This is a genomic window from Anaerocolumna sp. MB42-C2 (assembly GCF_030913705.1).
In the GTDB taxonomy this organism is placed as follows: domain Bacteria; phylum Bacillota; class Clostridia; order Lachnospirales; family Lachnospiraceae; genus Anaerocolumna.
Genome location: NZ_CP133190.1, coordinates 1,262,486 through 1,288,872, shown reverse-complemented (window position 1 = coordinate 1,288,872; position 26,387 = coordinate 1,262,486). Strand labels below are relative to the sequence as shown.

The window sequence follows — 26,387 nt, the reverse complement described above, 5'->3', positions numbered from 1 at the left end:
ACTTCTTACATCTGATACACCTCATTGATTTTTTTAATTATGATTAGTATAATATAAATCAGAACTTGAAAGAGTACAAGAGAGCACATTTATCTTACATAGTCATAAATATATGACTATTGTGAAAGGACAATATTAAGATGGAGTTAACACAGAGCTTTGACCGGTAACGGTATGTATTGCAAACGGATTCCCATGCAGTAGATGCCATGAAATGCGTAAAAGAGAGGAATTTTAATAAAATTGGAACAGGATAATACCAATCTTGAAATAACAATACAATATACTTTGGACCAGAATAAAATAACCATTATAGCCTGCAAAGGGTATGGGAATACAGTGAGCCTGCCCTCCTTTATCAATGGATATTCAGTTAATAAAATAGGACCTTATGCATTTTCAGATCCCCTGAGGGCTTTTAGCATACTATCAGATGGAATTGAAATCCTTGAGGAGCAGATTGCGGGTCTTAAGGTACCTGGCAGTGAAAAAGAATACATATACGGACAGCGGTTGCAGGAGATTACTTTACCTGAGGATCTGGAGGTAATCGACGGATATGCTTTTTATAATTGTAAGGAACTGAGTACGGTAAATATGTACGGCGGAAAAATCAGAATAGATAATGGTGCATTTATGAACTGTGAGAAGCTTTTGTCTATTAATGTGAAAGCAAAACCGGAGGACATAACCGGTGTGAGAGGAATTTTAACAGAACTTACAAGTGAATTATGTATAACATTTATCAAGGGAGAAGAAAAAGGAGTATTTATTTTCCCGGAATATTATGAGGAATCTATTGAAAATATATCAGCGAGGGTTTTTCAGTATCAGCTTCACGGAGCCGGTTATCGGTACCGCCAGTGCTTTGAACAGGGAAAACTGAATATAATAGAATATGATTTGGTTTTTCAATTGGAAGAGATTCAGACAATTCATGAAACAGCTCTAAATATCGCTTTTGTAAGGCTTAAATATCCTTACAAATTGCAGGAGGGTCTGGAAGAACTGTATTTGAGTTACATATCCAAACATATTGATAAAGCTGTAAACATAATGATTCATAAAGATAATATAGACGGTCTTAATTTTTTAACCAATCTTGGAATTATGTCCAAGGAAATTTATACGGAGGCCTTGGAGGAAGCAGTCAGAACCGGGCGCAGGGAATGTGCGGGAATTTTATTAAAAGCACGGCTGTTTTATTATCCGCCAAAGGAAAAGAGTTTTGAGCTATAATCATTTAAGCAAATACCGATAAGCCAGAATACAAGATTTATGAAGAAGCACTGAAATAACTAATCTTTAGATTTAAACCAGGAAGGCATGATATAATTGAAGTAAATCATTTGCAGTACATGGCTTATGCAAGGGCTGAAGCATTGTTGAATGAAAGTATAAGGGAAGAAAGGAATACCATAAATGGTATGTGGCAGTAACGTATCTCCCCCCCGCAGATGTGTTATGCAAGAGGTATTATTATGGAAGAAGACAGAGAAAAACAACTGCAGAAAGTAGGAAAAACCATATTAACGGAAGCAAGGTCAGAATTAAGTCTGTATATGCGGTTTCTAAATCTTCCTTTAAGCAGTTTACACTATGAGTATAAACCAGGTACGAAATTTTTAGGTACGGATGGAATGGGACTTTTTTATGATCCGGAAATTCTAATAGAACGTTTTAAAAGCAATCCCATACTTATAAACAGGACTTATCTGCATGTAGTTCTCCATTGTATTTTCCGTCACCTGTTTAAACCGCACAGGGAGAATAAAGTAATTTGGGATCTTGCCTGTGATATTGCTATGGAATATATAATTGATGGCATCAGATACCGGTGTGTTAAATATCCATCATCCAGATTTCGTCTGGTTTTTTATGAAAATCTTAGAAATAAATTTAAAGTTCCCACTGCAGAAAAAATTTATGGTTTACTCCTGAATCTTGATATGGCCCCTATGGATTTAGAGCAGCTGCAACTGGAGTTTCGAATGGATGATCATTCTCTTTGGCCGAATGCAAATCAAAGCCCAAATCCAAATATGGAAGCCCTGGAACAAAAATGGAAAGATATCAGTGAAAAGATGCAGACAGAGATGGATACATTTTCCAATGAGGAAGCCGAAAACTCAGAAACTCTAAAAGAAGAAGTAAAAATAGAAAACCGAAAAAAATATGATTACCGTAAGTTCTTAAGAAAATTCGCTGTTTTACGAGAAGAACCGGTAGTTGATATTGATTCTTTTGATACTTTTCTTTATTCTTACGGGTTACAGCTGTATGGTAATATGCCTTTGATTGAACCGCAAGAGTCCAAAGAAACAAAGAAAGTGGAGGAAATCGTAATCGCAATTGATACCTCTTTATCCTGTTCCGGTGAACTGGTGAGAGAGTTTCTGGAGCAGACATACACTGTTTTAAAAGAAAACGAAAGTTATTTCCGAAAAATAAATATACATATTATCCAATGTGACGAACAGGTACGGTCCGATAGGAAAATAACCGGTCAGGATGAATTAAAGGAATATATGGACCATTTTGAATTAATCGGAAATGGCGGAACGGATTTTCGCCCGGTATTTGATTATGTAAATCAACTTTTAAAACAAAAAGTATTTAGAAATTTAAAAGGACTCATATATTTTACAGATGGTCAGGGAACTTTCCCGCAATCAAGACCTCCTTACGATACAGCTTTTGCTTTTTTAAGAGAAAACTACGAAGATGCTTCGGTACCGCCCTGGGCAATGAAACTCATTATCGAACCTGAGGATTTAAAACAAAGAGATAATATAGAAAATTTAATAAATTTAAAGGAAAACAGCTTGGAGGCTTCCAAAAATGAATATTAAGCGTGCAAAAGAAGAAATTAAAAATACTGTTAAAGCATATCTTGCGAAAGATGAATATGGCAATTATCGTATTCCCAATTTAAGGCAAAGGCCGATTCTGTTAATCGGACCTCCCGGTATCGGTAAAACCCAGATCATGGAACAGGTAGCAGGGGAATGCAAGGTGGCTTTAGTGGCTTATACAATTACCCATCATACCAGGCAAAGTGCAGTGGGGCTTCCTTTCATCCAGAAAAAAGTATATGACGGCAGAGAATATTCCGTAACAGAATATACCATGAGTGAAATCATTGCATCGGTTTATGATAAGATAGAACTTACCGGATTAAAAGAGGGTATCCTCTTTATTGATGAAATAAACTGTGTATCGGAGACCTTAGCTCCTACCATGCTGCAATTTCTGCAGTATAAATCCTTTGGAAACAAAAAGATACCGGAAGGCTGGATTATTATTACGGCCGGTAATCCTCCGGAATATAACCGTTCCGTGCGTGATTTTGATACAGTAACCCTTGACAGAGTAAGGAAAATTGATATCGAACCGGACTTAGCATCCTGGAGGGAATATGCCTATAAGCAGGGAATACACGGCTCCATAATTTCTTATCTTGATATTCGGAAAGAAAATTTTTACCGTGCTGAGACGACTCCTGACGGTACTTTTTTTGTAACTGCCAGAGGCTGGGAAGATCTATCGGAAATGATAATAACCTGCGAGAATTTAAACATACCGGTTACAGAAGATTTAGTAATCCAGTACATCCAGTATAATTCTATTGCGAGGGATTTTGCAAATTATTATGAATTATATAATAAATACAAACAAATTTATTCCGTTAAGGAAATATTAAAGGGAAATATAACACAAAATGCTATTGCAAAGATTGGTCGGGCTCCTTTTGATGAGAAATTGAATGTTATCGGTCTTCTTTTAAGCAGCTTAAACGACAAATTTAAAGTAGTTTATCAGATGGATTTATACGTGGAGCGGTTGTTTAACTGTTTAAAAGAATGGAAACAGCAGATATTTGAGTCGGAAGCTGGAGTACCGGAAGTGCTTCTTAAGAATCTGATGGAAGTAGAAGAGGGGAAGCTTACGTGGTTAAAAGAAAGCGGACAGTCTACCAAAACAGATATTATCGTATCAAACCGAATCGGCGGAAGTCTTAAACGGTATGCGGAAGAGTTAAATAATAAGATGGTAAAAGAGCCGGAAAGAGCATTTGAAGTGATAAAGTCTCTTTTTGATGAGGAAACTGGGAGACATAAGGAGCTAATAACCGAAACCGGCAATGCGTTGGAATATGTCTTCGAATTTATGGAAACTGCCTTTGGAGAAAGTCAGGAGATGGTTTTCTTTGTTACGGAGCTTACAGTGAATTTTTACAGTTCGAAGTTTATCGGTGAATATGGAAGTGAGATGTATACGAAATATAACCGAAGCCTGTTATTTGAAGAAAGGCATATGGATATCATGGAAGAAATTAGTAAATTATAAGATATGATTAAATGGACTGCATAAATATAGACTATTAACGAATAAATATCAATAATTTAAAGAATATCAGGGATGGATAGGGTTGGTTTATGAAGCATTTTATAATATTTTTTTATTTTATTTCCTATACAATTGGTTTATCGTTTATCATAGTGGGATTTTTCCTGTGGTTAAAGAACCGGCAAAAGATACTTAAATATCATATTATATCATCTTTATCCCTTACACTGATACTATTGGAGCAAATGATAACAGCTTATGATCTGGTAAATACGATAGAAAATAAAAGCCTTGTTATTATATTAAGATATATTTCATCGATAGGCTGCGGATTAATGATTTATGCATTTACTATACTGATCAGGATAATAAAAGGTTATATTAGAACAAAAAAAAGTGATTTGTATCTGATTTTTCTTTCCATGATACCTATCTTAGCAAGTACTCTTTATGAAATTTCAAATAGCCAACTTATATTAATTGCTGCGAATATAATATTTTTTGGAGTAGTACTTTATAATATTATAGTATTGATAATAAATCTTGATAAAATTAATGAGAGTATGATTAAATCTGGGATAAAAAAATTACTAATAGTATCACTTATCATGTTTCCAATTATGGTTTTGGATACGTTGATAGAAAAGTTACCTGTAATAGGGGGATATTTCCCATATGGGATATTTTCTATATTTATATATTATATCCTATTTTCCGGAATGAGTCTTTTTTACATCATTAAGAATTTTATTATATTAAGCAACACACCGGCTAATTCAATAAAAAATGTTGGAATAACCGACGTTAATTCACATTCAGAACAGATGGAAGAAATTTTTAAAAATTTTAATATAACAAATCGGGAAAGGGAAGTAATAAATCTCCTGATTGAAGGACATAGTTATAAAAGCATTGGTGATAAACTTGTAATTTCTCTTCCAACCGTTAAAACTCATATATATAATATATATAAGAAACTTGGGATTAAAAATAAAATAGAGTTAATTAATATTCTTCAAAATAATATTGATATTGAAAAATAAAACATAAATCGTTAAAGCGTGTGGAAGTGCCTGTTATTAGGAAGTATCATACAAAAGTATTAGAAGTATTTGCGATAAATCATCCAATTTCATGATAGTCTATTTTAAGAAGAAATATAAAATATACTTACATATACAAAAATGATAATTGGAGGAAAATAGTATGAAGAAAAAAATTGTAATATTAGTAGGTATGGTACTGACAGTTACCTTAGCAATTCTTATATTTACGTTGGTTATTCCTGAAATGAATTATGAAAAGGTTCGGAATATGGAAATTAACAATGTTGATTTAGAAAAAGTGAATGACGGGACATATAATGGGAAGTATACTTATGGACATTATACATATCAGGTTGAGGTGACTGTTAAAAATCATGAAATTAAAAGTATTGACGTCATTAACGGACGCGTCAGTGAACATGCAAAAGCAGCGGAAGGTGTTTTAGATAATATACTTACTGAACAGAAAATTGATGTGGATGTAGTATCAGGTGCAACTACAACAAGTAAGGCTCTACTTAAAGCAGTGGAAAACGCGCTAAGAGAATAAATAAATCATTTACCTGCCCTTTAGAGCAGTAAACAATATTACGGAGGAATCTATAATGGGTTCTACAGAAAATAGATACGCTACCTATACCATAGGGCAGGTTTCAGAAATTACCGGAATATCAAGAGATCGGTTAAGATATTATGAAGAAAAAGGGCTTTTGTTTCCAAATCAAAATAATGACAATAATTATAGAAACTATACGATAAGTGATATTGATAAGGTGCTTTCCATAGAATTTTACCTTTCCATGAATCTAAGTATAAAAGAAATAGGCAGTATATGGTCAGGTGACAGTTATAGAGAAATTTCATCCGTATTGGCAGATAAGGAGAAGGAGATCACTTCTAAGATAGAGGAACTCAATAATTATCTCTCTAGCATAAATAAAGGAAAAGAGGCATGTGACAGGATAGCAAGGAATTTAGATAAATTTTCTGTACAGTCAATGCCCGCGTTTGAAGTAATTGGAGAGATATCTGACTATAGAGCCTATAAAGAATATGAAAACATACATAAGAAAAAAATTGAGCTAGGTGGAAAACCAATTGTTGATAGTATAAAAAGATTGTTGACCTATTCGAAAAAGGGAATTGAAAGTAATAAAATGATAATAACCCGGAATGTCAGTAAGAGTACCGTTAATAATACTAATTTAATGTCTTATAAGAAATGCTTATACACCATAGTGGAAGATTCCATTGATAAAGGTGATATATTACCGGATATGTTTCATAAATGTTATAATTATGCCAAGAAAAATCAGTTAAATGGAAAGGGCATTGTGATTATAAGTATGATGCTAATTACAGTAAATCATGGAACTGCAAAAGCCTATTTGGAAATATTTGCTCCAATTGAATAAATAAAGGTATTGACCTTGGTATGATACCAAGGTTTATAATCTCCAGGAAAGCAAAGAGAACAATCACCAAGTTCACTTGAGTGGCTGTCAATCAAAAATCTTGGAGGTAGCAAAAAATGACGGATAATAAAATCAAACAATTATCGGTACCAAAATTACTTTTATTAGTTTTTATTCCTGCTATTCTAATCTTTGGAACTTATTTCTGGGCAACTCAATTTGAGGCAGTTATTCCGCCTTTCTTAAGTTTTACGGTAATTATTTTAATTATATTAATTCCCAGTGAGATCGGTATTATCTTATTCTTTTCTAAACGGGAAACGAACCATTTAAATCTTTTAAGCGCCTTTATTAAGCATGAAAAAATGCCGGTATATAAAATAATAGGTATATCGGCAGTGTTAATACTTATTGGCGGAATTGTGTTTACTTTCGTTTCACCGATTGAAAGAAATATAATGTTTCACACCATATATCAAAATGTACCAGAATATTTTAAACTTTCCGATTTCTTTATACATTATAAAGATTATCCAAGGTGTATTATTATAATCAGTTTCATATTATATGCCGTCTCAAATGGAATTTTGGGACCGATTGCGGAAGAACTTTATTTCAGAGGATTTTTAATGCCGAGAATAAACCGATTTGGTAACTGGACTCCAGTAATAATAACGGTGTTATTTTCAGCTTATCATTTATTCTCGCCATGGGAATTTCTTACAAGAATAATCGCGTGTCTTCCTTTTGTATATTGTGTTTATAAAAAGAAAAATATTTATATTGGAATGATAGTACATTGTACCCTTAATACTGCCAGCGTTATCATGGCTGTACTTAGTCTGTTAAAATAAACAATCGTTTAGTGAATCACTGTTTCACATTTCTTTATTATATTTGCAATAATTACAGCCAATTCCTCTGGAGTCTGTTTCTGACCGGTTGAAAGCCATGTTTCAAACGCTCCAATACAGCTGTTATAATAAAAAACATTTATTATAGGGTAATTGGCTGATTTTGCCTTTGTAAAAAAAGATTTTATAATATCTGATAACTTATCCTGTAACTAATTTTCCAATTGTTTTATAATTGTAATATCTCCGTTAATACTTAATGCCTTCCTATTTGTTGTAATAGGATTTAATGCTTACATATCTGTAAAATATTGACTTGTTTAAGGGAATGTAGTATTATAATATGAAACGATTCATATTACTGCTATACCTTAAAGAAAGGGGATTAAAGTTTGAATTTAAAAGTTACAAATCAATTTTTATGGATGCCCGTTTCCGTTAATTCAAAACAGGTTAAACTGCATCTTTATTCAGAGGGCAAAAAATTACAGGAAATCGATATTTGTTTAGGAAACAGGGAATGTGATTTTTATGCTTCTCTGGAAGTATCAAAGTGGATGGGCAAGGAAATCACTGTATTAAGTGATGGTGGAGAAGTATTTGCTGCATCTTTTATTTTCAAAGAGGAAAAACCGGAGTATTCTTATCCTTACCGCCCAAAACTTCATTTTGCACCGGAGATAGGATGGCATAATGATCCTAATGGAATGCTTTTTGCAGACGGATTTTATCATTTATATTACCAGTGGAATCCTTACGGTGTTGCCTGGGGCAATATGCATTGGGGACATGCGGTAAGTAAGGATTTAATGCATTGGGAACATAAACCAGTAGCTCTTAGTCCGGATCAAAATGGTACAATTTTTTCAGGAAGCGGTATTATAGATGTTTTTAATAATTTAAACTACGGTAAAAATACCCAAGTTTATTACTATACAGCTGCAGGCGGGACTAATGAATGGTCTAAGAAAAGTGATATCCTGTTTACTCAGAGAATGGCATATTCTACAGATGGCGGTAACACCTTAATAAAATATGAACATTTTTGTATGGATCATATAATAAAGGAAAACAGGGACCCTAAAGTATTTTATCATAATAAATCCGCTGCCTATATTATGGTGTTGTATTTAGATGGTAACGATTTTGCTATTTTTCGTTCCGATGATCTGATTAAGTGGGAAGAAACCCAGATACTGCATTTTGATGGAATGTGGGAATGTCCGGATTTATTTGAACTGCCGGTGGGTAATACTTCTGATACCAGATGGGTATTCTGGTCAGCTGACGGTTATTATGTAGTCGGTACATTTGATGGTTATACATTCCAAGCGGAAAGCGGAGTTTTAAGTGCTTACGGTACAAAGTTATCTTATGCGGCTCAGACATATTCCGGAATAGAGGACAGAGTTATCAGTGTAGCCTGGCTGCGGATGAAAAACCATAGAGGAAATTACTGCGGTTTAATGTCCCTTCCTATGGAATTATCTCTTACCAAATCGGAGGAGGGGTTACGGTTAAAATTAAATCCGATGGAGGAATTCAGACGTTTGGAGGGGAAATACCGTCCGTTCGTTGAAGAAAAAATAACGTTAGAAGGTAATCCGGTCTGTATTAAACTCAGTTGGGAGAGTTCGGCAGAAGGAGATACAAAGATTCAAATCGGTAATTCAGAGATATGCTTAAACCTAAAAGCCAGCCAATTAATTATTAATACAATTGAGAAGGACAGTGAAAGTTCAATCATTTCTCTTGGCAGTAATAAGAAACAGGAGCTTAAAATTATTCTGGACCAAGAGGTAATAGAATTCCTTTGTAACAACGGAACAATATACGGTGCGGTGGAAGTGGAAGAAAATATACTTGGTAAATCTGTAAAAATAATAGAAACCGGAAACAGTATTACAAAAGAGTGGTGTGAACTTTCAATAAACTAAGGAGACGGGGGTTTTTGCTGTGGTTACCATAAAAGATGTTGCCCAAGATGCCGGCGTTTCCGTTGGTACCGTATCAAAAGTACTTAATAATATATATGTTACGGCAGTTTATAAAGAAAAAGTAGAACAGTCAATTAAGCGGTTAGGCTATCAGGTTAATACTTATGCGAGAGGATTAAAAGCACAAAGGACCAATACGGTTGCAATTATTGTGCCCGATCTGATCAGTCCTTTTTTTGCCTTGCTGGTCAATTATGTAGAGCAGGCACTTGCAGAAATAAATTATAAATTATTAATCTGCAATTCACATTGTAAGAAAGAAAAGGAATTTGCTTATATTAATATGGCAAAGCAAAATAAAGTGGACGGGCTTATATGTGTAACCTATAGTAACAGTGATGAATATTTAAGTGATGATTTACCGATTATCTCCATCGACCGTCATTTTAAGTCTAAAGTGTGTTGTGTAGCCAGTGACAATTATTATGGCGGTAAAATCGCTGCTGAAAAATTAATAGAAACAGGATGTAAAAATATTATCTATATCAGAAACGGTTCTACCATAAGTAGTGAAACCTTAAAAAGAGGGCAGGGTTTTATGGATGCTTGTAAAAAAACGGGAATAGATTACTGTGCTATGGAATTCGGGGAAGAAACTACGCTAGAAAAGGGCGGAGAGACGGAACATAAGGTCTGTCGTTTTCTGGAAGAATGTATGAATCATGATAAATTTGTATATGATGGAATTTTTGCAAGTTCAGATTCGTTAGGACAGATAATAATAGAAAAATTAAAGCAAATGGGACTTAATATTCCAATGGATGTCCAGGTAATCGGATACGATGGGCTGAGAGCCTTAAATGTTGGAGCATATCAATTATCCAGCATAAAGCAGCCGGTAAAGGATATGGCGTTTACTTGTGTGAATCACTTGATGAAATTAATCAATAAAGAAACTATAGAGGACTTAACAATCTTACCGGTTTCTTTTGTTGACGGCGGTACTACAAGATAAAAGATTAATAATGTTTGGTATGTATTCAGCTACTCTATGGCGGGGATGTTGCAAAATTAACAGCCGGATATTCAGACTATTTTGTAACATCCTCTCGTTCTATCAGTCAATATAGTTGACTGCTTTATAAGGTTTTCTGTAATTATAATCCAATACCCGGATACCTGTACTTGGACTGCCTGCAGAAATCACTTTGCCATCCCCGATATATATGGCAACATGGTTAATAATGCCGTTTTTCTTATAAAATAATAAATCGGCAGGTTTTATATCGGAAAGAGAAATAGCTTGCCCTTCTGCTGCCTGCAGTTTTGATGTTCTGGGTATATCAATTCCTTTATCTCTAAAAACTGATTGCGTAAAACCGGAACAATCAGCTCCATTTGTTAAACTGGTTCCTCCCCAGACATACGGATTCCCTTCAAATTTCAGTGCGTAGTTTACAATTTCTTTGCGGAAACCTGTGGAATCTTTTTTTGACTTTTCAGATGCGCTGTAAGGAATGATAAAATAAGTTAAGACCTTGATTTTTTTAGATTTCAATTCACTTTCACTCTCCTTTCGTATCTTATTTCTTCCAGGTTATTGGAAAAATATCCAGTATTCTGTATATATCATACAATTAATACTTGTTTCACAATTACCTGTCTTTTTATCTTATGTTCCAATGTCGAAAATTGTTACTATATGGCAAAAGGCTAGTTTCTTAATCACAATATAATGTGCTTAACATAAAATAGTAATAAATTAAAAAAAGTTATATTGAAGTACCTTAATGAAGGTTATTTAATTAATAACAATAAGCAGGTGACTCAGATGCTTCCTTATTATCAGAATTTGTCTTATAACAACTCACAGTGTAATTTCACCAAAATGGCAGATATACCCATTGAATTATATAAATCATTACAAGGTGCATATTTTGTTGGATATGATGATAATTTAACTTTCGGTAACGGCAACAGTGCATGGGGATGGCTGTATAATCCCCTAGATTCCGGTGTTAATCTCCATGTTAATGTCTGGACGGTAACTGATATTTCGGAATCCACTTTCCGGGCACAGATCTGGTTTAATACAATTCCTCCGGGAGAACCCATTGATTCAGTGAATGTTACTCCGGCTAATACAGCCCTATTTCCTCTTCCAAAACCTAAGATCAAATTACAATCCGCATCTAATGTAGCCGGTAATCCCAACGGTGGGATGAAAGCATTTGTTCGAAGGGGGCAGCCTGAAACAACTTTGGTGGCAGAAGAGAAAGGTAAATTTATATTTCCCCCAGGAGGATCCTTTTTAATATTCTTATCCAATCCGGAATCACCGGATGTAACAGCACAGGGAAGAATTGCGTTTGGCTGGTGGGAAGAACCTTTGAATGGAAAATGTATCAATTGATTCGAAGTATTATTATAAAGTAAATCTGGCATATTTCTTAGGGGTTACGCCGACTGCTTTAGTAAAGGATTTTAAGAAATTACTGTAATCATTAAACCCGCACATTTCGCTTGCTTCATTCACGGTATAACCCTCTGAAAGCAGGGACTTGGCAATGGTTATACGTTTGGCTGTAATGTATTTATTTATAGTAGTACCGGTAGCCAGTTTAAAGATACGGCATATATAAGAAGTACTCAGGAAGAAATGATCGGATAACTCATTAATGGTAAGGGGATTCTGTATGTTTTGATTAATGTATGTAAGAATCCGGTCCACCTGTTCGTGATACAGGGACTCATCATTGGAATCATACAATTTTTGTTTACTCTGAAATAAGCAGTTTAAAAAAACCATTAATTCAATAAAGGCGGATTGTTCGATTAAATCCGCCCCAAAGCCATTTGTGCTTAAAATTTTATGTATATAATATAAAAAGCGTTTTTGATCCTGTGAGCTTAAGGTAAGTTTATGCAGTTCGGTTAAGTTTCTGGAAAAGCAATAATTTATATCTGTTTCAATAGACGACAGGGCTTTTAAATAATCAGGATACACTGATAGAATGATTCTTTCATGTATTTCCTGGTCAATCTGTATTAAGTGGTGGCTTTCGTATTGGTTAATAAAGAAAATATCTCCGGGTTGTATATTATAAAACCGGTTATCAATTAAGAACTGTTTGCCACCGGAAATGGAATAGTAGATCTCATAACAGTCATGAATATGCATATTCATAGGTTTTTCGTCATTATACAGATGGGCAATAGCAAAATTTTTATTCTCAATACAAGAATCCATTGCTGCTTTACAGGTACTGAATGCTTTCATTTCTTTTTCCTTTCTTAAAACAATCAATTCTATGTTTGGGTACCAAAGTCCCTCAGTTAATAATCAGTCCAAGTAGAATTACCCTGATAATAGTCCTAGTATATCATACTGTTCAATATTTGCAATATTTTATGCAATATATCACAAGAAAGAGAAAATGTTATATGCTATAATTCTTTTTAAGGAATATAAGGAATGGAAATTCCAGAATCATTCGCAGCGATAGTTATAGAATCAGTTTAACGTAGCATATAGGAGGTATTAAAATGGAAGTTAGAACAGCAGTATCACCAAAAGACATAAAGACTTATACAACAGACCGGCTAAGAGAAGAATTTTTAATTCAAAATCTGTTTACAAAAGATGAAATTAAAATGGTATACAGTCATATTGACCGTATTATTACAGGAGCAGCCACTCCGGTAAATAAAATTTTAGGGTTATCTTCCGGAAAAGAGCTTCATTGTGAATACTTCTTAGAAAGAAGAGAGCTGGGAATCATTAACATCGGAGGAAGTGGAATCGTTGTGATTGACGGCAAAAAATATGCAGTCCGTCGTATGGAAGGATTATATGTCGGTATGGGTGCCAGGGAGATTTCATTTACCAGTGAGGATACAAACAATCCAGCTAAATTTTATTTTAACAGTGCCCCTGCTCATAAATCATACCCCACTGTATTGATTAAAAGGGAAGGGGATGAGGAAGACGGCGTTGTTATCATCAAAGAGGAAAATAAAGTTGAACTGGGCAGTCTGGAAGAATCCAATCACCGTGTAATATGTAAATATATTCTTCCGGGACAAGTTAAGAGCTGTCAGCTGGTTATGGGAATGACCTCCTTAAAACCAGGCAGTGTCTGGAATACCATGCCATGCCATACTCATGACAGAAGGATGGAAGTTTACTTATATTTTGGCATTCCGGAAGATGCCTTTGTTATGCATTATATGGGAGAACCAACCGAAACAAGGCATATTGTGGTAAGAAATGAAGAAGCTGTTATTTCACCAAGCTGGTCAATTCATAGCGGAAGCGGCTCAAGAGCATATACATTTATCTGGGGTATGGTTGGTGAAAATCAGGAGTTTGGCGATATGGATGCAGTGGATAACCGTGATCTCAGATAAGATATAATAATATTATAAATTAGCAAGAAAGAAAAGTTTATTGTGGAGTAACAGGAGTGAAAGAAAATTTTGAGAAGGAAGGTTGCCACTGTGATTCTTTCACTCTGCGAAACTTTTGTTTCGCATTTTATTCTGTGGCAGTATCGCAGGACTGCCTGCGATATGCAATGGGTGTAAAATATGAGCATATTAAATCAATTTTCTTTGGAAGGTAAAATCGCATTAATAACAGGAGCATCCTACGGTATTGGTTTTGCGATTGCTAGTGCATATGCAAATGCCGGAGCGGTTATTTGTTTTAATGATATAAATCAGGAATTAGTGGATAAAGGATTAAAAGCTTATAAAGAATTGGGCATTGATGCCCATGGGTATGTTTGTGATGTTACAAATGAAGAACAGGTACAACGAATGATAGCGGCTATTGAAAAAGAAGTGGGAGTGATTGACATTCTGGTGAATAACGCAGGAATCATCAAACGTATTCCTATGTGTGAAATGACGGCAGAACAGTTCAGGCAGGTGATTGATGTTGACCTGAATGCACCGTTTATCGTATCGAAAGCAGTCATTCCAGGCATGATAAAAAAAGGCCATGGTAAAATTATAAATATCTGTTCCATGATGAGTGAACTGGGCCGTGAAACGGTTTCTGCATATGCGGCAGCCAAAGGCGGATTAAAAATGCTGACTAAAAATATTGCATCAGAATACGGAGAGTTTAACATTCAGTGTAACGGTATCGGTCCGGGTTACATAGCGACTCCCCAGACGGCACCGCTGCGTGAATTGCGGGCAGACGGCAGCAAACATCCCTTTGACCAGTTTATTATTGCCAAAACTCCGGCTGCCCGGTGGGGAACAACAGAGGATTTAGAAGGTCCGGCAGTATTTCTGGCATCGGATGCTTCTAATTTCGTAAATGGACATGTTCTATATGTTGATGGTGGTATCTTAGCTTATATTGGTAAACAGCCCAAATAAGTAAATATGGGGAGTAAATATGGCAGAATTTATACTAAAAGTATTAGATCAGGAAAATAAAATGATTGCCCAAAACCATGGTGAGGGTGAAGTAACCCTTTTTTGTCAAAGGGAATATTGTCCGGGGGATAAGTTTATATTAGAATCTTCTGAAAAAGATATTCTTATATGGCTTCAATTTGATGATGCTTTGGGTAAATCACTTACCTATATTACCGGTAAGGTTTGTTACGAAATACCGTTTGGAGAAAAGCGTCTTAATCTGTCCCCTAAAGCATTTTCCGGTAACAAACATTTATTAACCGTAAAAGATGCAAAAGAGTTTGAGTATAAAACTTACCGTAACCTGGCTGTTAATGTATATGATAAACCTGGCACCGTATCCTGTTATCCCCATGCTTCTGCTAATGTTGAGACCAGAGGAGAGTCAGTATTTGCTGCCAAAAATGCTATTGATGGTATTACGATAAATGACAGCCACGGAAATTGGCCTTATGCTTCCTGGGGAATAAATAAACAGGATGATGCTGCTATTAAAGTGGAATTTGGCAGGACCGTGGAAATAGATTGTGTTTTACTTTACACCAGAGCAGATTTTCCACATGATAACTGGTGGAAATCGGTAACCTTAACCTTTTCAAATGGAAAATCTATTATATCCGAGTTAGATAAAAGTGACCATCCTCATGAAATCCGCTTTGAAAAAATGCAGATAAACTGGGTACAATTGTCCAAATTAATAAAATCGGAGGATCCGTCACCATTTCCTGCTTTAACTCAGATTGAAGTCTACGGTACGGATATTTCATAGGTCAGTTGAAGTTATAGGACTTTAATTATATAAAATAATCTAAAAATCCAAGGCAGCAGCTTTGGATTTTTTTATTCTTGTGTTATAATCTAAATAATTGGTAAAAAATTGATATATATAATAATCATTTATACACAGTATTATTTTGAATTTCGGTATTTTAACTTCAATAGCTTTAAAGAAGTATATTTTCAAGGAGGTATCATATGGAATGGAGTTTGCTATACGGTTCGGATAATCAACCTGCTTCTGGTCAGATAGACGAATATGTCAATAATGAACTATGGCAGAACCTAAATACTTATTTGCAGGATACTTATCAGATTCTTCCCAAATTATCATACAGCCGATGCTCGATGCAGCCGGGGTGGAATGTAAAATATCAAAAAAGCGGTAAAGCTTTATGCACCCTTTATCCTATGCAGAATACTTTTATAGCTCTTGTTGTAATCGGTAATAAGGAGGCTTCTGAAGCTGATATGCTTCTTCCATCCTGCAGTGAATATACAAGAGCCTTATATGAAAGTACAGCATTTTCATTAGGCGGCCGGTGGTTGATGCTGCAGGTTACGAACTTTTCAATATTGGGTGATGTAATTAAACTAATACAATTAAGAGTAAAACCGAAAGAAAAAAATAAGTAATTTTAAGACCTCCTAAGTAGCAGTAGAATAGAGAGCTTACATGGAGTTGGAGGATATAAATGTTAAAAAAGTTATATGTTATAGGAATAGGTATATTATTACTGAGTTTATTTACCGGCTGTTCCAATGAAATGAAAGAAGTAGATAAACAAGCCTTTAAAATGGATACGATTATGGATATCAAAGCCTATGGTCCCAAAGCTGATAAAGCTATCAATGCTGCATTTGATAGGATAGATGAAATTGAACAAATAGCCAGCGCTTCAGTAGAAACAAGTGATATCAGTGCGATAAACAGTGCATCCGGCAAGGAGTATGTAAAGGTACATCCGGAAATCATAAATATGATAAAAACTTCAATAAAATATTCTGAGTTAAGCGAAGGAGCTTTTGATATAACGGTCGGCCCCTTAATAAAACTGTGGGGAATTGGTACAGAGAATCAGAAAGTACCAACGGATGGTGAAATAAAAAAGGTTTTACCACTTGTAGGTTATAAAAATATAAGCATTAAAGAAGCGGATAATAGTGTAAAGTTGTTAAAAGAGGGAATGTCAATTGATCTTGGAGGAATAGCCAAGGGATATGCGGCAGATGAAGCAGTAAGAATCTTAAAAGAGTATGGAGTAAAGAGTGCTATTATTAATCTTGGCGGAAGCAGTGTTTATGCTCTTGGAGAAAAACAGGATAAATCCTTATGGGCGATTGCTGTACAGCATCCGAGAAAGGATGACAATAAAAATTATACGTGTATCATACGTATGCCTGAACAGGCGCTGTCAACTTCCGGTGATTACGAAAGGTATTTTATCAAAGACGGAAAACGGTATCATCATATTTTGAATCCATTTACCGGTTATCCGGCAGATGCGAAAGTTATGAGTGATACGATTGTAATTAGCAGTGATACACCAAATTGTAATATGCTAGCGGATATCTTGACAAAAGTTACTTTTGTATCCGGAATAGAAAAAGGGTTTCACATTATAAACAGCATTCAGGGAGTGGAATGCATTGCCGTAACCACAGATTATAAGATTTATAAATCCTCCGGATGGAAAGATGATATGGAGAATATCAGTCCGGAATTTACTTTAGTTAATTAGTATTCATAATATATATTATCTAAACTTTTAACAGTCATTTATTGAAAAATAATGGATTAATTTTGAAAGTTATGTTATACTTGTTTCATTAAAAATTTAAGGAGGTGGCTTGCATGAGAAGCTTTGATTGTATCAGTTATGGCAGCAATTTATTTTGGGAGGGAATGCTATTTGAAATACAAAAAAGGTGTAGATGTATTGCCGGACCGCCTGTTGAGAGAAATACAGGAATATGTGGAAGGATCCCTGATCTATATTCCTAAAAAAAGTAATAAGGCAGGCTGGGGCTATTTAAGCGGTACCCGTCAATTTATTGACATAAGGAATAATAAGATAAAATTACAATTTGAACAGGGAGATACAGTAAAAGAACTGGCAGAACGATTTCATCTGGGTGAAGACACCATACGAAAAATTATTTATAAGAAACAGTGAAATAAGTATGAACAGATATTTGATAAAAAAATAAAAAATAAATATAACTATTTAATTCCTTTTTTTCTTCTTTAATCTGTGAGATAATACATTTGACCGGTCAATTAAGTTTGAAAGGGGATGGTTAGATTGAAAAACTCAGAGGTGTTTGATAGTTAATACCTTAAAAGGCAGTGGGTGTACCCGCTGCCTTTTTGATTTATATATTTTATCTTCTGGAAGAATATGCTATAATCAACTTAAAATTGACATTCCGGATTAACTTTCGTTTCATCTAAAATTTATCGAAATGATAGCTAAAATGGATTGAATAATCATAGGAGGATAACTATGTTTGGGTTAACAGAAAGTAAACAAATAACGGAATTATTAAAAACAAGTGTAGGTAAAAAGGAGATAGCCGGTGGTAATTTACTGATCATAAAAGAAGGAGTAGAAATCTTTTACCATGAGGATGGTTTTGCAGATATTGCTGCCAAGATACCTATTAAGAGAGATTCCATTTTTCGATTATATTCCATGAGTAAACCTGTTACAGCAGCGTCAGTAATGCTTCTTCTGGAGCGCGGGGTGATAGATCTTTATGAACCTGTTAGTAAATACCTGCCTGGTTTTAAAAACCAAATGGTTGTTAGCGGAAATAAACTGGTTCCTGCAGAACGGGAAGTGACAATAAAAGACCTGCTATCCATGACTTCCGGTTTGGTTTATGGCGGAACTGACCCGGCAGGGCAGGATACGGAAAGCTTATTTAAAGAGATAGATGACCGGTTATTTAGCGATTCACCCATGAGTACGGCAGAAGCGATGAATAAACTTGGCAGGTGTCCCCTTGCTTATCAACCGGGTTCTTTCTGGCAGTACGGAACATCTGCCGATGTATTGGGTGCTGTTGTGGAGGCAGCCAGTGGTAAGTCTTTTGGAGAATTTTTAAAGAAAGAGATATTTGAACCACTTGGAATGACTGATACGGGATTTTGGGTTGAACCCGATAAAAGAAGCCGATTGGTTAAGACATACGCAGATAACGGTGAGGGCGGATTAAAACTTTATACCGGTAATCATTTGGGAATAATTCAGCAGATGGACAGGGAGCCGGCTTTTGAGTCCGGTGGAGCCGGTTTGGTTTCAACCATAGATGATTATGCGAAGTTTGCTAATATGCTTATGAGGGAAGGAAACTTAAATGGTGTTACAATCCTAAAACCGAGAACAGTCAAATATTTAACCTCCGGTACATTAAATGAGACTCAGCAGAGAGGATTTGACCTCTGGCAGACTTTATGCGGTTTTAGTTACGGTAATTTAATGCGTGTAATGAAAGACAGCAGTAAAGCGGGAGATATGGGATGCCTTTCTGAATATGGCTGGGATGGATGGCTCGGAGCATATTTCTGTAATTGTCCCAAGGAGAAATTAACTATCCTTTTTATGATGCAGAAAACCGATACGGGAACAACCTCACTTACCAGAAAACTTCGTAATATTATTTTAAGTTCACAGGAGGTCAGATGATTATAGCGAAAAAAGAATATCATAGTAATGGATTAAACTATATAATACGATCTGCGGTGCAGACGGATGCGAAAGCATTATCTGGGCTAAGAGTTCAGATTGATGGAGAAACGGAGAATCTGGATAGGGAAAAAGGGGAAGCCGGTATCGACGAAGAGGATTTTAAGCAGTTAATAAAAGAGGACAGTGAGAAAACCAGGAATCTGTTTTTAGTTGCGGAAACAGATAATAAGTTGTTGGGGTTTTCAAGATGTCAGGGTACTTACCTTAAACGTTTTTCCCATAAAACAGAATTCGGAATATGTGTACTTAAGGAATTCTGGGGTTATAAAATCGGAAAAAATCTTCTAAATGAATCTATTAATTGGTCAGATTCCAACCATATTAAGAAAATGACTTTAAATGTTTTGGAAACAAATGAAAAGGCAATTTCCCTGTATAAAAGTTTTGGTTTTGAGGTAGAAGGAGTATTAAGAAAAGATAAGATTCTATCGGACGGTAATTACTACGATACGGTTATAATGGGTAGATTAATTTGATTAATTGTTCTTACGGTGATTAGGGAATACCAAATTAGAGGCAGAAAGATGTTTAGAATTTTTTATAAATATTCATTCTGCCTTTCTTTATTTATCTTCTTGTTTTTTCTGAAAAATGGATGAGGTTGTTAGTTTTATGGTCATCATGGTATGATAGTTATAGCATACTAAAAAGATCTTCTATTATTAAGTTTTGAAGATTTAGGGAGGATATAAAGATGAAAAAACTGATTATTATTAACGGAACTATGGGTGTCGGTAAAAGTTCTGTTTGTAAAAAACTACTGGAAAAACTTACACCCGGTGTCTGGCTGGACGGTGACTGGTGCTGGAATATGAATCCTTTTATTGTAACGGAAGAAAATAAAGAAATGGTTGAGGACAATATCTGTTATCTGCTAAGATCGTTCTTAAACAACTCAGGGTATGAATATGTTATCTTTTGCTGGGTTATACATGAAGAATATATATTTGAACAGCTGTTAAGCAGGCTGAAAGGAATAGAATTTAAATTGTATAAAATTACTTTGATTTGTACTGAGCAGGTTTTAGTTGAACATATTCAAAAAGATATTGAGATAGGAGGACGTAAGCAGGAAGACATAGATAGGAGTGCAGCCCGGTTGCCGCTTTACCTTTCTATGGATACGACAAAAATTGATATAAGTAATTTAACAATTGAACAAACTGCTGATGCAATTAAACAATTGGTCACCACTAAGAAACTCTAAAAGTCTTACCTGGGTGAGAGCTAAACTATTTATTCTGACCCAGGTAAGATAAATTCCTTTGAATTGAAATTTTCGTTGAGAAGAAATATTAGAAACAAAATTTCATTTATTCTGTTTAAAAGTATATTTTATGATTAAAGTATAACTTATGGCTTTTTTCTGACGTGTATCCGCATTATCACCATAGGATACATTCTGTATTATCTATTTTTTGCCCGTAAAAACTATTTAGGTAAAATCAAGCGTGTTATTGTTCACAGAACTGCTGCTTTTTCTGGGGGATGAATAGTAATGTATTGCATTATAAAAAATGATTAAGGATTCGTATTAACGTTTATTTCCTGCAGATAATAAGTTATAATTATTATTAATTGAATAAAAAAATTAATATATGCTAATCAGACAGGAAAGGGAAAAGATGCTTATAAAAAGAAAACGGAGCATTTATTATATCGGCCTTATAACTATTATAATTTTACTTTTATCTACAGCCTGCTCAAATAAAGAATATAAGAAAGTTGTGACTTCTACAATCGAAAATATCAATTTAAACGGAACCAATTTTGAGAATATCAAATTACCGGAAAATTATAATATGAAACAATACGCTGGAATTACTCTCAATTTTATCGTGGAAAATAATCTGTATGCCAATATCCTTACTCATGAAAGCGAGGAATTCTCAGAAGTAACGGGTATTAATATAAATATACGGGCGGTGGATTTTGACACACTGATTCAGAAGGTAAATTTAGATTTTATTACCCAGGCGGGCAAATATCAATTAGTTTATGTAGATCCTTATCAGACTTTAAATCGGTTTTATAATTACCTTGAAGTTTTAAATCCTTATAATCTGGCTCCGGAGCAGCCGCATATGGAAGGGTTTATGAGTGATTTTATTGATTTTCAGGCGGAGGTGTGCTCCTATTTTTTAAATAAAGACCAGGTCTATACCATTCCATTTGACAGTACTACCATGATTCTGTTTTATAGAAAGGATATATTTGAACATTATAAAGAACAATTAAAAAAGAATCTGGGTTATGTTCCGGTACCAGGTTCAGCGGATTTTACCTGGGAAAGGTATTGTGAAGTGGCTGAGTGGATTAATGAAAATGTTCCGGATGAAGAAGTAAAATATGGAAGCGGTTTGATGGCACAGGAGCATAATTCTATTTTCTGTGAATTTTCTAATATATTGGCTGCATATGGCGGGGATTATTTCCTGGACGAAAATATCAATACAGTAGGTACACCGCGCTATAAACTGGTTAATGCATTAAATAACAATTTTATTCAGGCGTTGGATGTATATAAGAAAGTTGCTAGTGTCTCTGCGCCGGAAAGTGTAAATTGGAACTGGGCAGATTCTGCAAATGCTTTTCGAAACGGTGAAATTGCTATGATGGCTAATTGGGATGAAAATTATACTTATTTAGAAGATTCCGTACTCTCAAAAGTTGCAGGTAAGGTAGGGTATTCCATTTTACCTTATGGAGATGAGAAAAGTAGTAATATATATGGCGGTTCCGGTATCGGTATTAATAAATATGCTACCGAAACCGAGAAAGAGGCCGCTTGGTTATATATTGTATGGGCAACATCTAAGGACATGCAGTTAAAAGTTTTGCGACATCCGGAAGGAGGAAGTCTTCCAACAAGGAAATCGTCCTATGAAGAAATAAAAAGTCAACAGCAGAATGAATTAAATACAATTTCTGATACTGAAACCATGAATAGTTTTATGAATGCGGTTCAAACTGCCTGGAAGCCGGAGAATATTTATCTAAGGCCTAAAACCTCTGATTTTTATGACGTAGAAAAAAATTTGATCCATAATTTACATCAAATGTTAATCAGTAATCTGGACAGCCATGTGGTAAGAATGAAAATATATACGGATTTGAAGCAATAAAATGGATAATGAATAGACAGCTGCGAAACCATTTAGTTTTCTGAATAATAAAGTTTCGCGATTACCTATGATAATTAACATAACGGGGAGACGAACAGTGAAAAAAATAAAATTCTATAACGCACTAAGGGTCAAACTTGGTATGTTTGCAATTATTTTAATTGCAATTCCGGTCATAGCAATTGCCATTTCTTATTCTAAAACAGTGAAAAAGATTATTCAAAATAAATACACGGAATCGGAAACCCAATCGGTTTACGAAGCAGGAGAGAAAATTGACTTTTTACTGGATGACCTGGAGGAGTTTTCTACACTAATTATCTCAAACAGTACATTACTTAAAATGCTGGAGCACCAGGAGCAATATTCACAGGATGAGTTTAATAATGTATTAAGGACTTTTATTACATCAAGAGATGATATTGAATCCATCGATTTAATTTTGGATCATAATTATTATTCTGCAGGTGTCAATAAAATAGGAACAGCAGTGCAGATAAGCACCGAACTTGCTAAATCAACCGGACAACCTATATGGCTGCCTACCACCCATAAGTTAATTGAAATCCTGTCCGGAAAATTTGATAAATTATATTTTACATTGGGGCGTAAAGTCATAAATTTTAATATTTTAAAAGATTATGGATATTTACGTTTTGATTTAGAGGAAACCATACTGCAAAATGCTTATTCCGGATTAGTGGAAAACGGGCCGGGGGAATATACCGAAGTTTTTATATGTGATGACCGGGGCAGGATTATAAGTCATTCTAACAAAATAAAAATAGGACAGTCCATTAAAGGAGAACCGTATGCCAACCAGGTATTGGAGGATAAGGAAGGACATAATTATGTCCTTTATAAAACAGATACGGATCAGATAGCTATTTATTCCACAATACAAAGCAACGGCTGGAAGATAATTAAAACATTGTCTACCAATTACCTCTATCAGGAGATTAACCAGATACAAACCTACCTCATATTGGGCGGTGTCATCTATGTAGCGGTTATTCTGCTTTTTATGATCATATTTTCCATCCGTTATACAGAACCTATGATGAAGATGATGACAGTAATAAAAAAGGTGGAACAGGGAGATTTAACAGCCAGAACTGAAATTCAGTCAAAGGACGAGATTGGACAGCTTGGTATCAGCTTAAATAATATGATCGGTGAAATGCAGGTACTTATCGATAAACTGGTAAAAGAAGAGCAGGAGAAAAAAGAAGTGGAATTAGAAGCACTTCATGCACAGATAAATCCCCACTTTCTATACAATACCTTAAATACCATTAAATGGATGGCTAAAATACAAGGCAATACCAGTGTAAGCAAATCCATCACGGCTTTGATTAAATTACTGCGAATAAGTACCAATCTAGGCAGAGATATGATTTCTCTCAGGGAAGAGTTAGATTACGTTGAAAATTATATAATTATACAAAAATTACGTTTTAATCAGGCAATTAGTTTTTCCAAGTCGATCGAGGAGGAATGTCTTGATTTATCTGTTCCGAAATTAATATTGCAGCCAATTGTTGAAAACTCCATCATATATGGATTAACGGATGAAAGGCAGGAAATTGATATTAAAATATCTGGTTTTATAAGCAATAACAAACTGATCATAGAAATTCAGGATGATGGACCTGGTATAGAAGAAGAGGTCTTAAATAAAATTTTATCTAGTTCTACAGATAAGAATAAATTCAGCAAAGTAGGAATTAATAATGTTAATCACAGGATCCGTTTATATTGCGGTAATGAGTATGGAATAAATATAAAAACAAAATTAGGAGAGGGTACGCTGGTACAGGTTGTATTATCTGTTAACAAGATGCAGAGTGTTCCTTTAACTTAGAGAAAAGATAGGGGGGTTAGCGGATGTATAAAGTAATGATAGTTGATGATGAGGTTCTGGTAAGGGTGGGACTTAAAACGACGATTAATTGGGAATCAGCCGGGTTTTCAATCGTTTCGGAAGCTTCCAATGGTGAACAGGCTTATGATAATTATCTGAAGTTTAAGCCGGATGTCATAATAACTGATATTAAGATGCCTAAACAGGACGGACTTTGGTTAGTCGAACAAATCCGAAAGGATAATACAGAAGCCCAGATTTTAGTTTTAACCTGTTATGACGAATTTACGATAGTAAGAAAAGCCTTGAAAGCCGGAGCTAATGATTATATTTTAAAGTCGGAAATAGAAGATGAAGAATTGATTAAACTAATGGCTTCTGTCAAAGAAAAACTGGATTCACAAAGTAGAAATGAAGCAGATAAGAGGAACGAACCGAATCTGGAGGAACTAAAACGCACTTTGGCTGCTGATTTAGTCAGGAAAGGTTTTAAGGTGGATGACCGGTTATATAATGCTCTAAAGAAAGCGGACTTCCCGGTTATTGATACATCGTTTGCTTTTATGTGTATCACATTAGTATCGAATGTTGATGATCAAACTGATATGGTACAGGTAGGGTTTGCAGTTATGAATATTCTCTTTGAACAGTTTCATCAGAATGATCTGAATTGTATAGATATCCAGCAAAGTAATATGTTCCTGCTTTTTATATCTTCTTCGAATTTAAGGGCGGCAGAAATAAAAAGGATGTTTAATGCGGCAGATAATGGAGCAATGCAGTATTTTAATATATCTTTAAATGCAGTCTTTTCTCCGGTATTTCTACATTTAGAGCAGGCAGGTGAGATATATAAGGACTTTTCAGAAAAATCAGCTGTGTTATTTTACCGTTTAAAAAATTCGAATCGAATACTGTCTGCGGATACGATTAATTTTAGTGAACCCAACGTATCAGATTTAAAAAAGATATATAATAAAAACTTTCTTGAAGCCATAGGTTATGAAAATGTGGATAAAGTCAAAGAAATGATAAAGGAGATCGGACAATACTTTGAAGACAACCTGGTATCCCCTATGATTGTTAAGATATTTTATTCAAACCTTATCGGTGATATATTCAGCAGCTATGGTCTTTATCTGGCAGACAGGGAAATGTTTGAGTCCCATAAATCCTATCATTATCAAATCACCCAATCCGATCAGCTTAAAAATATTAACAGGTTGTTCCTGGAGTTAGCAGAGAAACTTATAAGTGAAATACGAAAAGTAAGAAATTATAATTCAAAATTTATGATTAACCAGGCACTTAATTATATAAAATATCACTATATGGAAAAGATCTCGCTGGATGATGTGGCAGATGAGATGAATATCTCCAAGCATTATTTAAGCAGTATTTTTAAGAAAGAAACCGGCGAGAATATGTCACTGTATATTAATAAGTTAAGAATAGAAAAAGCAAAACAATTATTATTGGAATCGGATATCAAGATTAAGGAGGTATTTGAGAAAGTGGGATATTCTGACCAGCAATATTTCAGTAAAGTATTCAAAAAAATTACCGGCAAAACTGTGGTTGAATATAAAGAGGGAATGGGAAAGAAATAAACAGCATTTGCTAAAACAGCAATATAAATACCGAATCAGTTACCTTTTGATATATATGGTATAAAATAATAAAATCAAAAAGTATATAAAAATACCTCGGATTGAAAATCTTGAATTCTAAATAAAATTCAAATTTTTCGATCTGAGGTATTTTTTATGTACTTTTCATAACACCTTAATATAGTACAAAAGAATCGTAATCCGGTATAAAACTTTAG

Annotated in this window: 24 protein-coding genes and 1 pseudogene; 22 read left to right on the top strand and 3 right to left on the bottom strand. The window is 34.7% G+C overall.

Annotated elements, in window-relative coordinates; all coding sequences use genetic code 11:
• The first annotated feature begins 243 nt into the window (after positions 1-243).
• The 7 genes from RBU59_RS05785 to RBU59_RS05755 all read left to right on the top strand — a co-directional run bounded on the left by RBU59_RS05785 (position 244) and on the right by RBU59_RS05755 (position 7,665).
• Entirely contained in the window at positions 244-1,239 is a 996-nt protein-coding gene (locus tag RBU59_RS05785) for a leucine-rich repeat domain-containing protein (protein WP_308146930.1), read from the top strand.
• Between the two features lie 242 nt (positions 1,240-1,481).
• On the top strand, positions 1,482-2,852 hold the full coding sequence (locus tag RBU59_RS05780) for a vWA domain-containing protein (protein WP_308146929.1): 1,371 nt from the start codon (positions 1,482-1,484) through the stop codon (positions 2,850-2,852).
• A complete protein-coding gene (locus RBU59_RS05775) occupies positions 2,842-4,350 on the top strand; it encodes an ATP-binding protein (RefSeq protein WP_308146928.1) in 1,509 nt (502 codons plus the stop codon). Before RBU59_RS05780 ends, RBU59_RS05775 begins: the two co-directional genes overlap by 11 nt.
• A gap of 245 nt (positions 4,351-4,595) precedes the next feature.
• A complete protein-coding gene (locus tag RBU59_RS05770) occupies positions 4,596-5,393 on the top strand; it encodes a LuxR C-terminal-related transcriptional regulator (RefSeq protein ID WP_308146927.1) in 798 nt (265 codons plus the stop codon).
• 163 nt (positions 5,394-5,556) lie between these two features.
• A complete protein-coding gene (locus tag RBU59_RS05765) occupies positions 5,557-5,946 on the top strand; it encodes an FMN-binding protein (RefSeq protein WP_308146926.1) in 390 nt (129 codons plus the stop codon).
• Between the two features lie 55 nt (positions 5,947-6,001).
• On the top strand, positions 6,002-6,811 hold the full coding sequence (locus RBU59_RS05760) for a MerR family transcriptional regulator (RefSeq protein ID WP_308146925.1): 810 nt from the start codon (positions 6,002-6,004) through the stop codon (positions 6,809-6,811).
• A gap of 116 nt (positions 6,812-6,927) precedes the next feature.
• A complete protein-coding gene (locus tag RBU59_RS05755) occupies positions 6,928-7,665 on the top strand; it encodes a CPBP family intramembrane glutamic endopeptidase (RefSeq protein WP_308146924.1) in 738 nt (245 codons plus the stop codon).
• A gap of 8 nt (positions 7,666-7,673) precedes the next feature.
• Here the strand turns inward: RBU59_RS05755 and RBU59_RS28760 are convergent.
• A pseudogene (locus RBU59_RS28760) lies at positions 7,674-7,859 on the bottom strand (TetR-like C-terminal domain-containing protein); the annotation flags it as partial.
• Positions 7,860-8,057: 198 nt separating this feature from the next.
• On the opposite strand from RBU59_RS28760, the gene RBU59_RS05750 reads away from it, so the two are divergent.
• Positions 8,058-9,602, top strand: a complete 1,545-nt coding sequence (locus tag RBU59_RS05750; protein WP_308146923.1) for a glycoside hydrolase family 32 protein — start codon at positions 8,058-8,060, stop codon at positions 9,600-9,602.
• A 19-nt stretch (positions 9,603-9,621) separates the two neighbouring features.
• Positions 9,622-10,617: a LacI family DNA-binding transcriptional regulator gene (locus tag RBU59_RS05745; RefSeq protein ID WP_308146922.1), complete on the top strand. Its 996-nt coding sequence runs from the start codon at positions 9,622-9,624 to the stop codon at positions 10,615-10,617.
• Positions 10,618-10,719: 102 nt separating this feature from the next.
• On the opposite strand, the gene RBU59_RS05740 is transcribed toward RBU59_RS05745, so the two are convergent.
• Positions 10,720-11,160 carry a C40 family peptidase gene (locus tag RBU59_RS05740; RefSeq protein WP_308146921.1) on the bottom strand — a complete coding sequence of 147 codons (441 nt, stop codon included), beginning with the start codon at positions 11,158-11,160 and terminating at the stop codon, positions 10,720-10,722.
• Between the two features lie 273 nt (positions 11,161-11,433).
• Here RBU59_RS05740 and RBU59_RS05735 point away from each other — a divergent pair, with 273 nt between their 5' ends.
• Positions 11,434-12,015, top strand: coding sequence for a DUF6143 family protein (locus RBU59_RS05735; protein WP_308146920.1), 582 nt, complete (start codon positions 11,434-11,436; stop codon positions 12,013-12,015).
• Between the two features lie 12 nt (positions 12,016-12,027).
• Here RBU59_RS05735 and RBU59_RS05730 read toward each other — a convergent pair whose 3' ends face one another.
• On the bottom strand, positions 12,028-12,882 hold the full coding sequence (locus tag RBU59_RS05730) for a helix-turn-helix domain-containing protein (RefSeq protein ID WP_308146919.1): 855 nt from the start codon (positions 12,880-12,882) through the stop codon (positions 12,028-12,030).
• Positions 12,883-13,148: 266 nt separating this feature from the next.
• On the opposite strand from RBU59_RS05730, the gene kduI reads away from it, so the two are divergent.
• The 12 genes from kduI (at position 13,149) to RBU59_RS05670 (ending at position 26,169) form a co-directional block, all read left to right on the top strand.
• Complete coding sequence (kduI, locus tag RBU59_RS05725; protein ID WP_308146918.1) at positions 13,149-14,012, top strand: 5-dehydro-4-deoxy-D-glucuronate isomerase; 864 nt, start codon at positions 13,149-13,151, stop codon at positions 14,010-14,012.
• Positions 14,013-14,192: 180 nt separating this feature from the next.
• The gene (locus tag RBU59_RS05720; RefSeq protein ID WP_308146917.1) at positions 14,193-14,996 is read left to right on the top strand and encodes a gluconate 5-dehydrogenase; all 804 of its coding nucleotides are present in this window, start codon (positions 14,193-14,195) and stop codon (positions 14,994-14,996) included.
• Positions 14,997-15,015: 19 nt separating this feature from the next.
• A complete protein-coding gene (locus RBU59_RS05715) occupies positions 15,016-15,807 on the top strand; it encodes a DUF7402 domain-containing protein (protein WP_308146916.1) in 792 nt (263 codons plus the stop codon).
• A 206-nt stretch (positions 15,808-16,013) separates the two neighbouring features.
• The gene (locus RBU59_RS05710; RefSeq protein ID WP_308146915.1) at positions 16,014-16,451 is read left to right on the top strand and encodes a DUF3788 domain-containing protein; all 438 of its coding nucleotides are present in this window, start codon (positions 16,014-16,016) and stop codon (positions 16,449-16,451) included.
• Positions 16,452-16,510: 59 nt separating this feature from the next.
• Positions 16,511-17,557, top strand: coding sequence for an FAD:protein FMN transferase (locus tag RBU59_RS05705; RefSeq protein ID WP_308146914.1), 1,047 nt, complete (start codon positions 16,511-16,513; stop codon positions 17,555-17,557).
• Positions 17,558-17,728: 171 nt separating this feature from the next.
• The gene (locus RBU59_RS05700; RefSeq protein ID WP_308146913.1) at positions 17,729-17,992 is read left to right on the top strand and encodes a CD3324 family protein; all 264 of its coding nucleotides are present in this window, start codon (positions 17,729-17,731) and stop codon (positions 17,990-17,992) included.
• Positions 17,993-18,322: 330 nt separating this feature from the next.
• Positions 18,323-19,507, top strand: coding sequence for a serine hydrolase domain-containing protein (locus RBU59_RS05695; protein ID WP_308146912.1), 1,185 nt, complete (start codon positions 18,323-18,325; stop codon positions 19,505-19,507).
• Positions 19,504-20,046, top strand: coding sequence for a GNAT family N-acetyltransferase (locus RBU59_RS05690; RefSeq protein ID WP_308146911.1), 543 nt, complete (start codon positions 19,504-19,506; stop codon positions 20,044-20,046). Before RBU59_RS05695 ends, RBU59_RS05690 begins: the two co-directional genes overlap by 4 nt.
• A gap of 218 nt (positions 20,047-20,264) precedes the next feature.
• Positions 20,265-20,777, top strand: coding sequence for an AAA family ATPase (locus RBU59_RS05685; protein WP_308146910.1), 513 nt, complete (start codon positions 20,265-20,267; stop codon positions 20,775-20,777).
• A 418-nt stretch (positions 20,778-21,195) separates the two neighbouring features.
• Complete coding sequence (locus RBU59_RS05680) at positions 21,196-22,695, top strand: extracellular solute-binding protein (RefSeq protein ID WP_308146909.1); 1,500 nt, start codon at positions 21,196-21,198, stop codon at positions 22,693-22,695.
• A 97-nt stretch (positions 22,696-22,792) separates the two neighbouring features.
• Positions 22,793-24,559 (top strand): sensor histidine kinase, encoded by a 1,767-nt coding sequence (locus RBU59_RS05675; RefSeq protein WP_308146908.1) that lies wholly within the window; start codon positions 22,793-22,795, stop codon positions 24,557-24,559.
• Positions 24,560-24,582: 23 nt separating this feature from the next.
• Positions 24,583-26,169, top strand: a complete 1,587-nt coding sequence (locus RBU59_RS05670) for a response regulator transcription factor (RefSeq protein ID WP_308146907.1) — start codon at positions 24,583-24,585, stop codon at positions 26,167-26,169.
• Positions 26,170-26,387: the final 218 nt, after the last annotated feature.

Bases quoted from the DNA above. Each gene is read 5' to 3' on its own strand.
- RBU59_RS05780 (WP_308146929.1), top strand. From the start codon at position 1,482: ATGGAAGAAGACAGAGAAAAACAACTGCAGAAAGTAGGAAAAACCATA.
- RBU59_RS05775 (WP_308146928.1), top strand. From the start codon at position 2,842: ATGAATATTAAGCGTGCAAAAGAAGAAATTAAAAATACTGTTAAAGCA.
- RBU59_RS05770 (WP_308146927.1), top strand. From the start codon at position 4,596: ATGATAACAGCTTATGATCTGGTAAATACGATAGAAAATAAAAGCCTT.
- RBU59_RS05765 (WP_308146926.1), top strand. From the start codon at position 5,557: ATGAAGAAAAAAATTGTAATATTAGTAGGTATGGTACTGACAGTTACC.
- RBU59_RS05760 (WP_308146925.1), top strand. From the start codon at position 6,002: ATGGGTTCTACAGAAAATAGATACGCTACCTATACCATAGGGCAGGTT.
- RBU59_RS05755 (WP_308146924.1), top strand. From the start codon at position 6,928: ATGACGGATAATAAAATCAAACAATTATCGGTACCAAAATTACTTTTA.
- RBU59_RS05735 (WP_308146920.1), top strand. From the start codon at position 11,434: ATGCTTCCTTATTATCAGAATTTGTCTTATAACAACTCACAGTGTAAT.
- RBU59_RS05730 (WP_308146919.1), bottom strand. From the start codon at position 12,882: ATGAAAGCATTCAGTACCTGTAAAGCAGCAATGGATTCTTGTATTGAG.
- kduI (WP_308146918.1), top strand. From the start codon at position 13,149: ATGGAAGTTAGAACAGCAGTATCACCAAAAGACATAAAGACTTATACA.
- RBU59_RS05720 (WP_308146917.1), top strand. From the start codon at position 14,193: ATGAGCATATTAAATCAATTTTCTTTGGAAGGTAAAATCGCATTAATA.
- RBU59_RS05715 (WP_308146916.1), top strand. From the start codon at position 15,016: ATGGCAGAATTTATACTAAAAGTATTAGATCAGGAAAATAAAATGATT.
- RBU59_RS05710 (WP_308146915.1), top strand. From the start codon at position 16,014: ATGGAATGGAGTTTGCTATACGGTTCGGATAATCAACCTGCTTCTGGT.
- RBU59_RS05705 (WP_308146914.1), top strand. From the start codon at position 16,511: ATGTTAAAAAAGTTATATGTTATAGGAATAGGTATATTATTACTGAGT.
- RBU59_RS05695 (WP_308146912.1), top strand. From the start codon at position 18,323: ATGTTTGGGTTAACAGAAAGTAAACAAATAACGGAATTATTAAAAACA.
- RBU59_RS05690 (WP_308146911.1), top strand. From the start codon at position 19,504: ATGATTATAGCGAAAAAAGAATATCATAGTAATGGATTAAACTATATA.
- RBU59_RS05685 (WP_308146910.1), top strand. From the start codon at position 20,265: ATGAAAAAACTGATTATTATTAACGGAACTATGGGTGTCGGTAAAAGT.
- RBU59_RS05680 (WP_308146909.1), top strand. From the start codon at position 21,196: ATGCTTATAAAAAGAAAACGGAGCATTTATTATATCGGCCTTATAACT.
- RBU59_RS05670 (WP_308146907.1), top strand. From the start codon at position 24,583: ATGTATAAAGTAATGATAGTTGATGATGAGGTTCTGGTAAGGGTGGGA.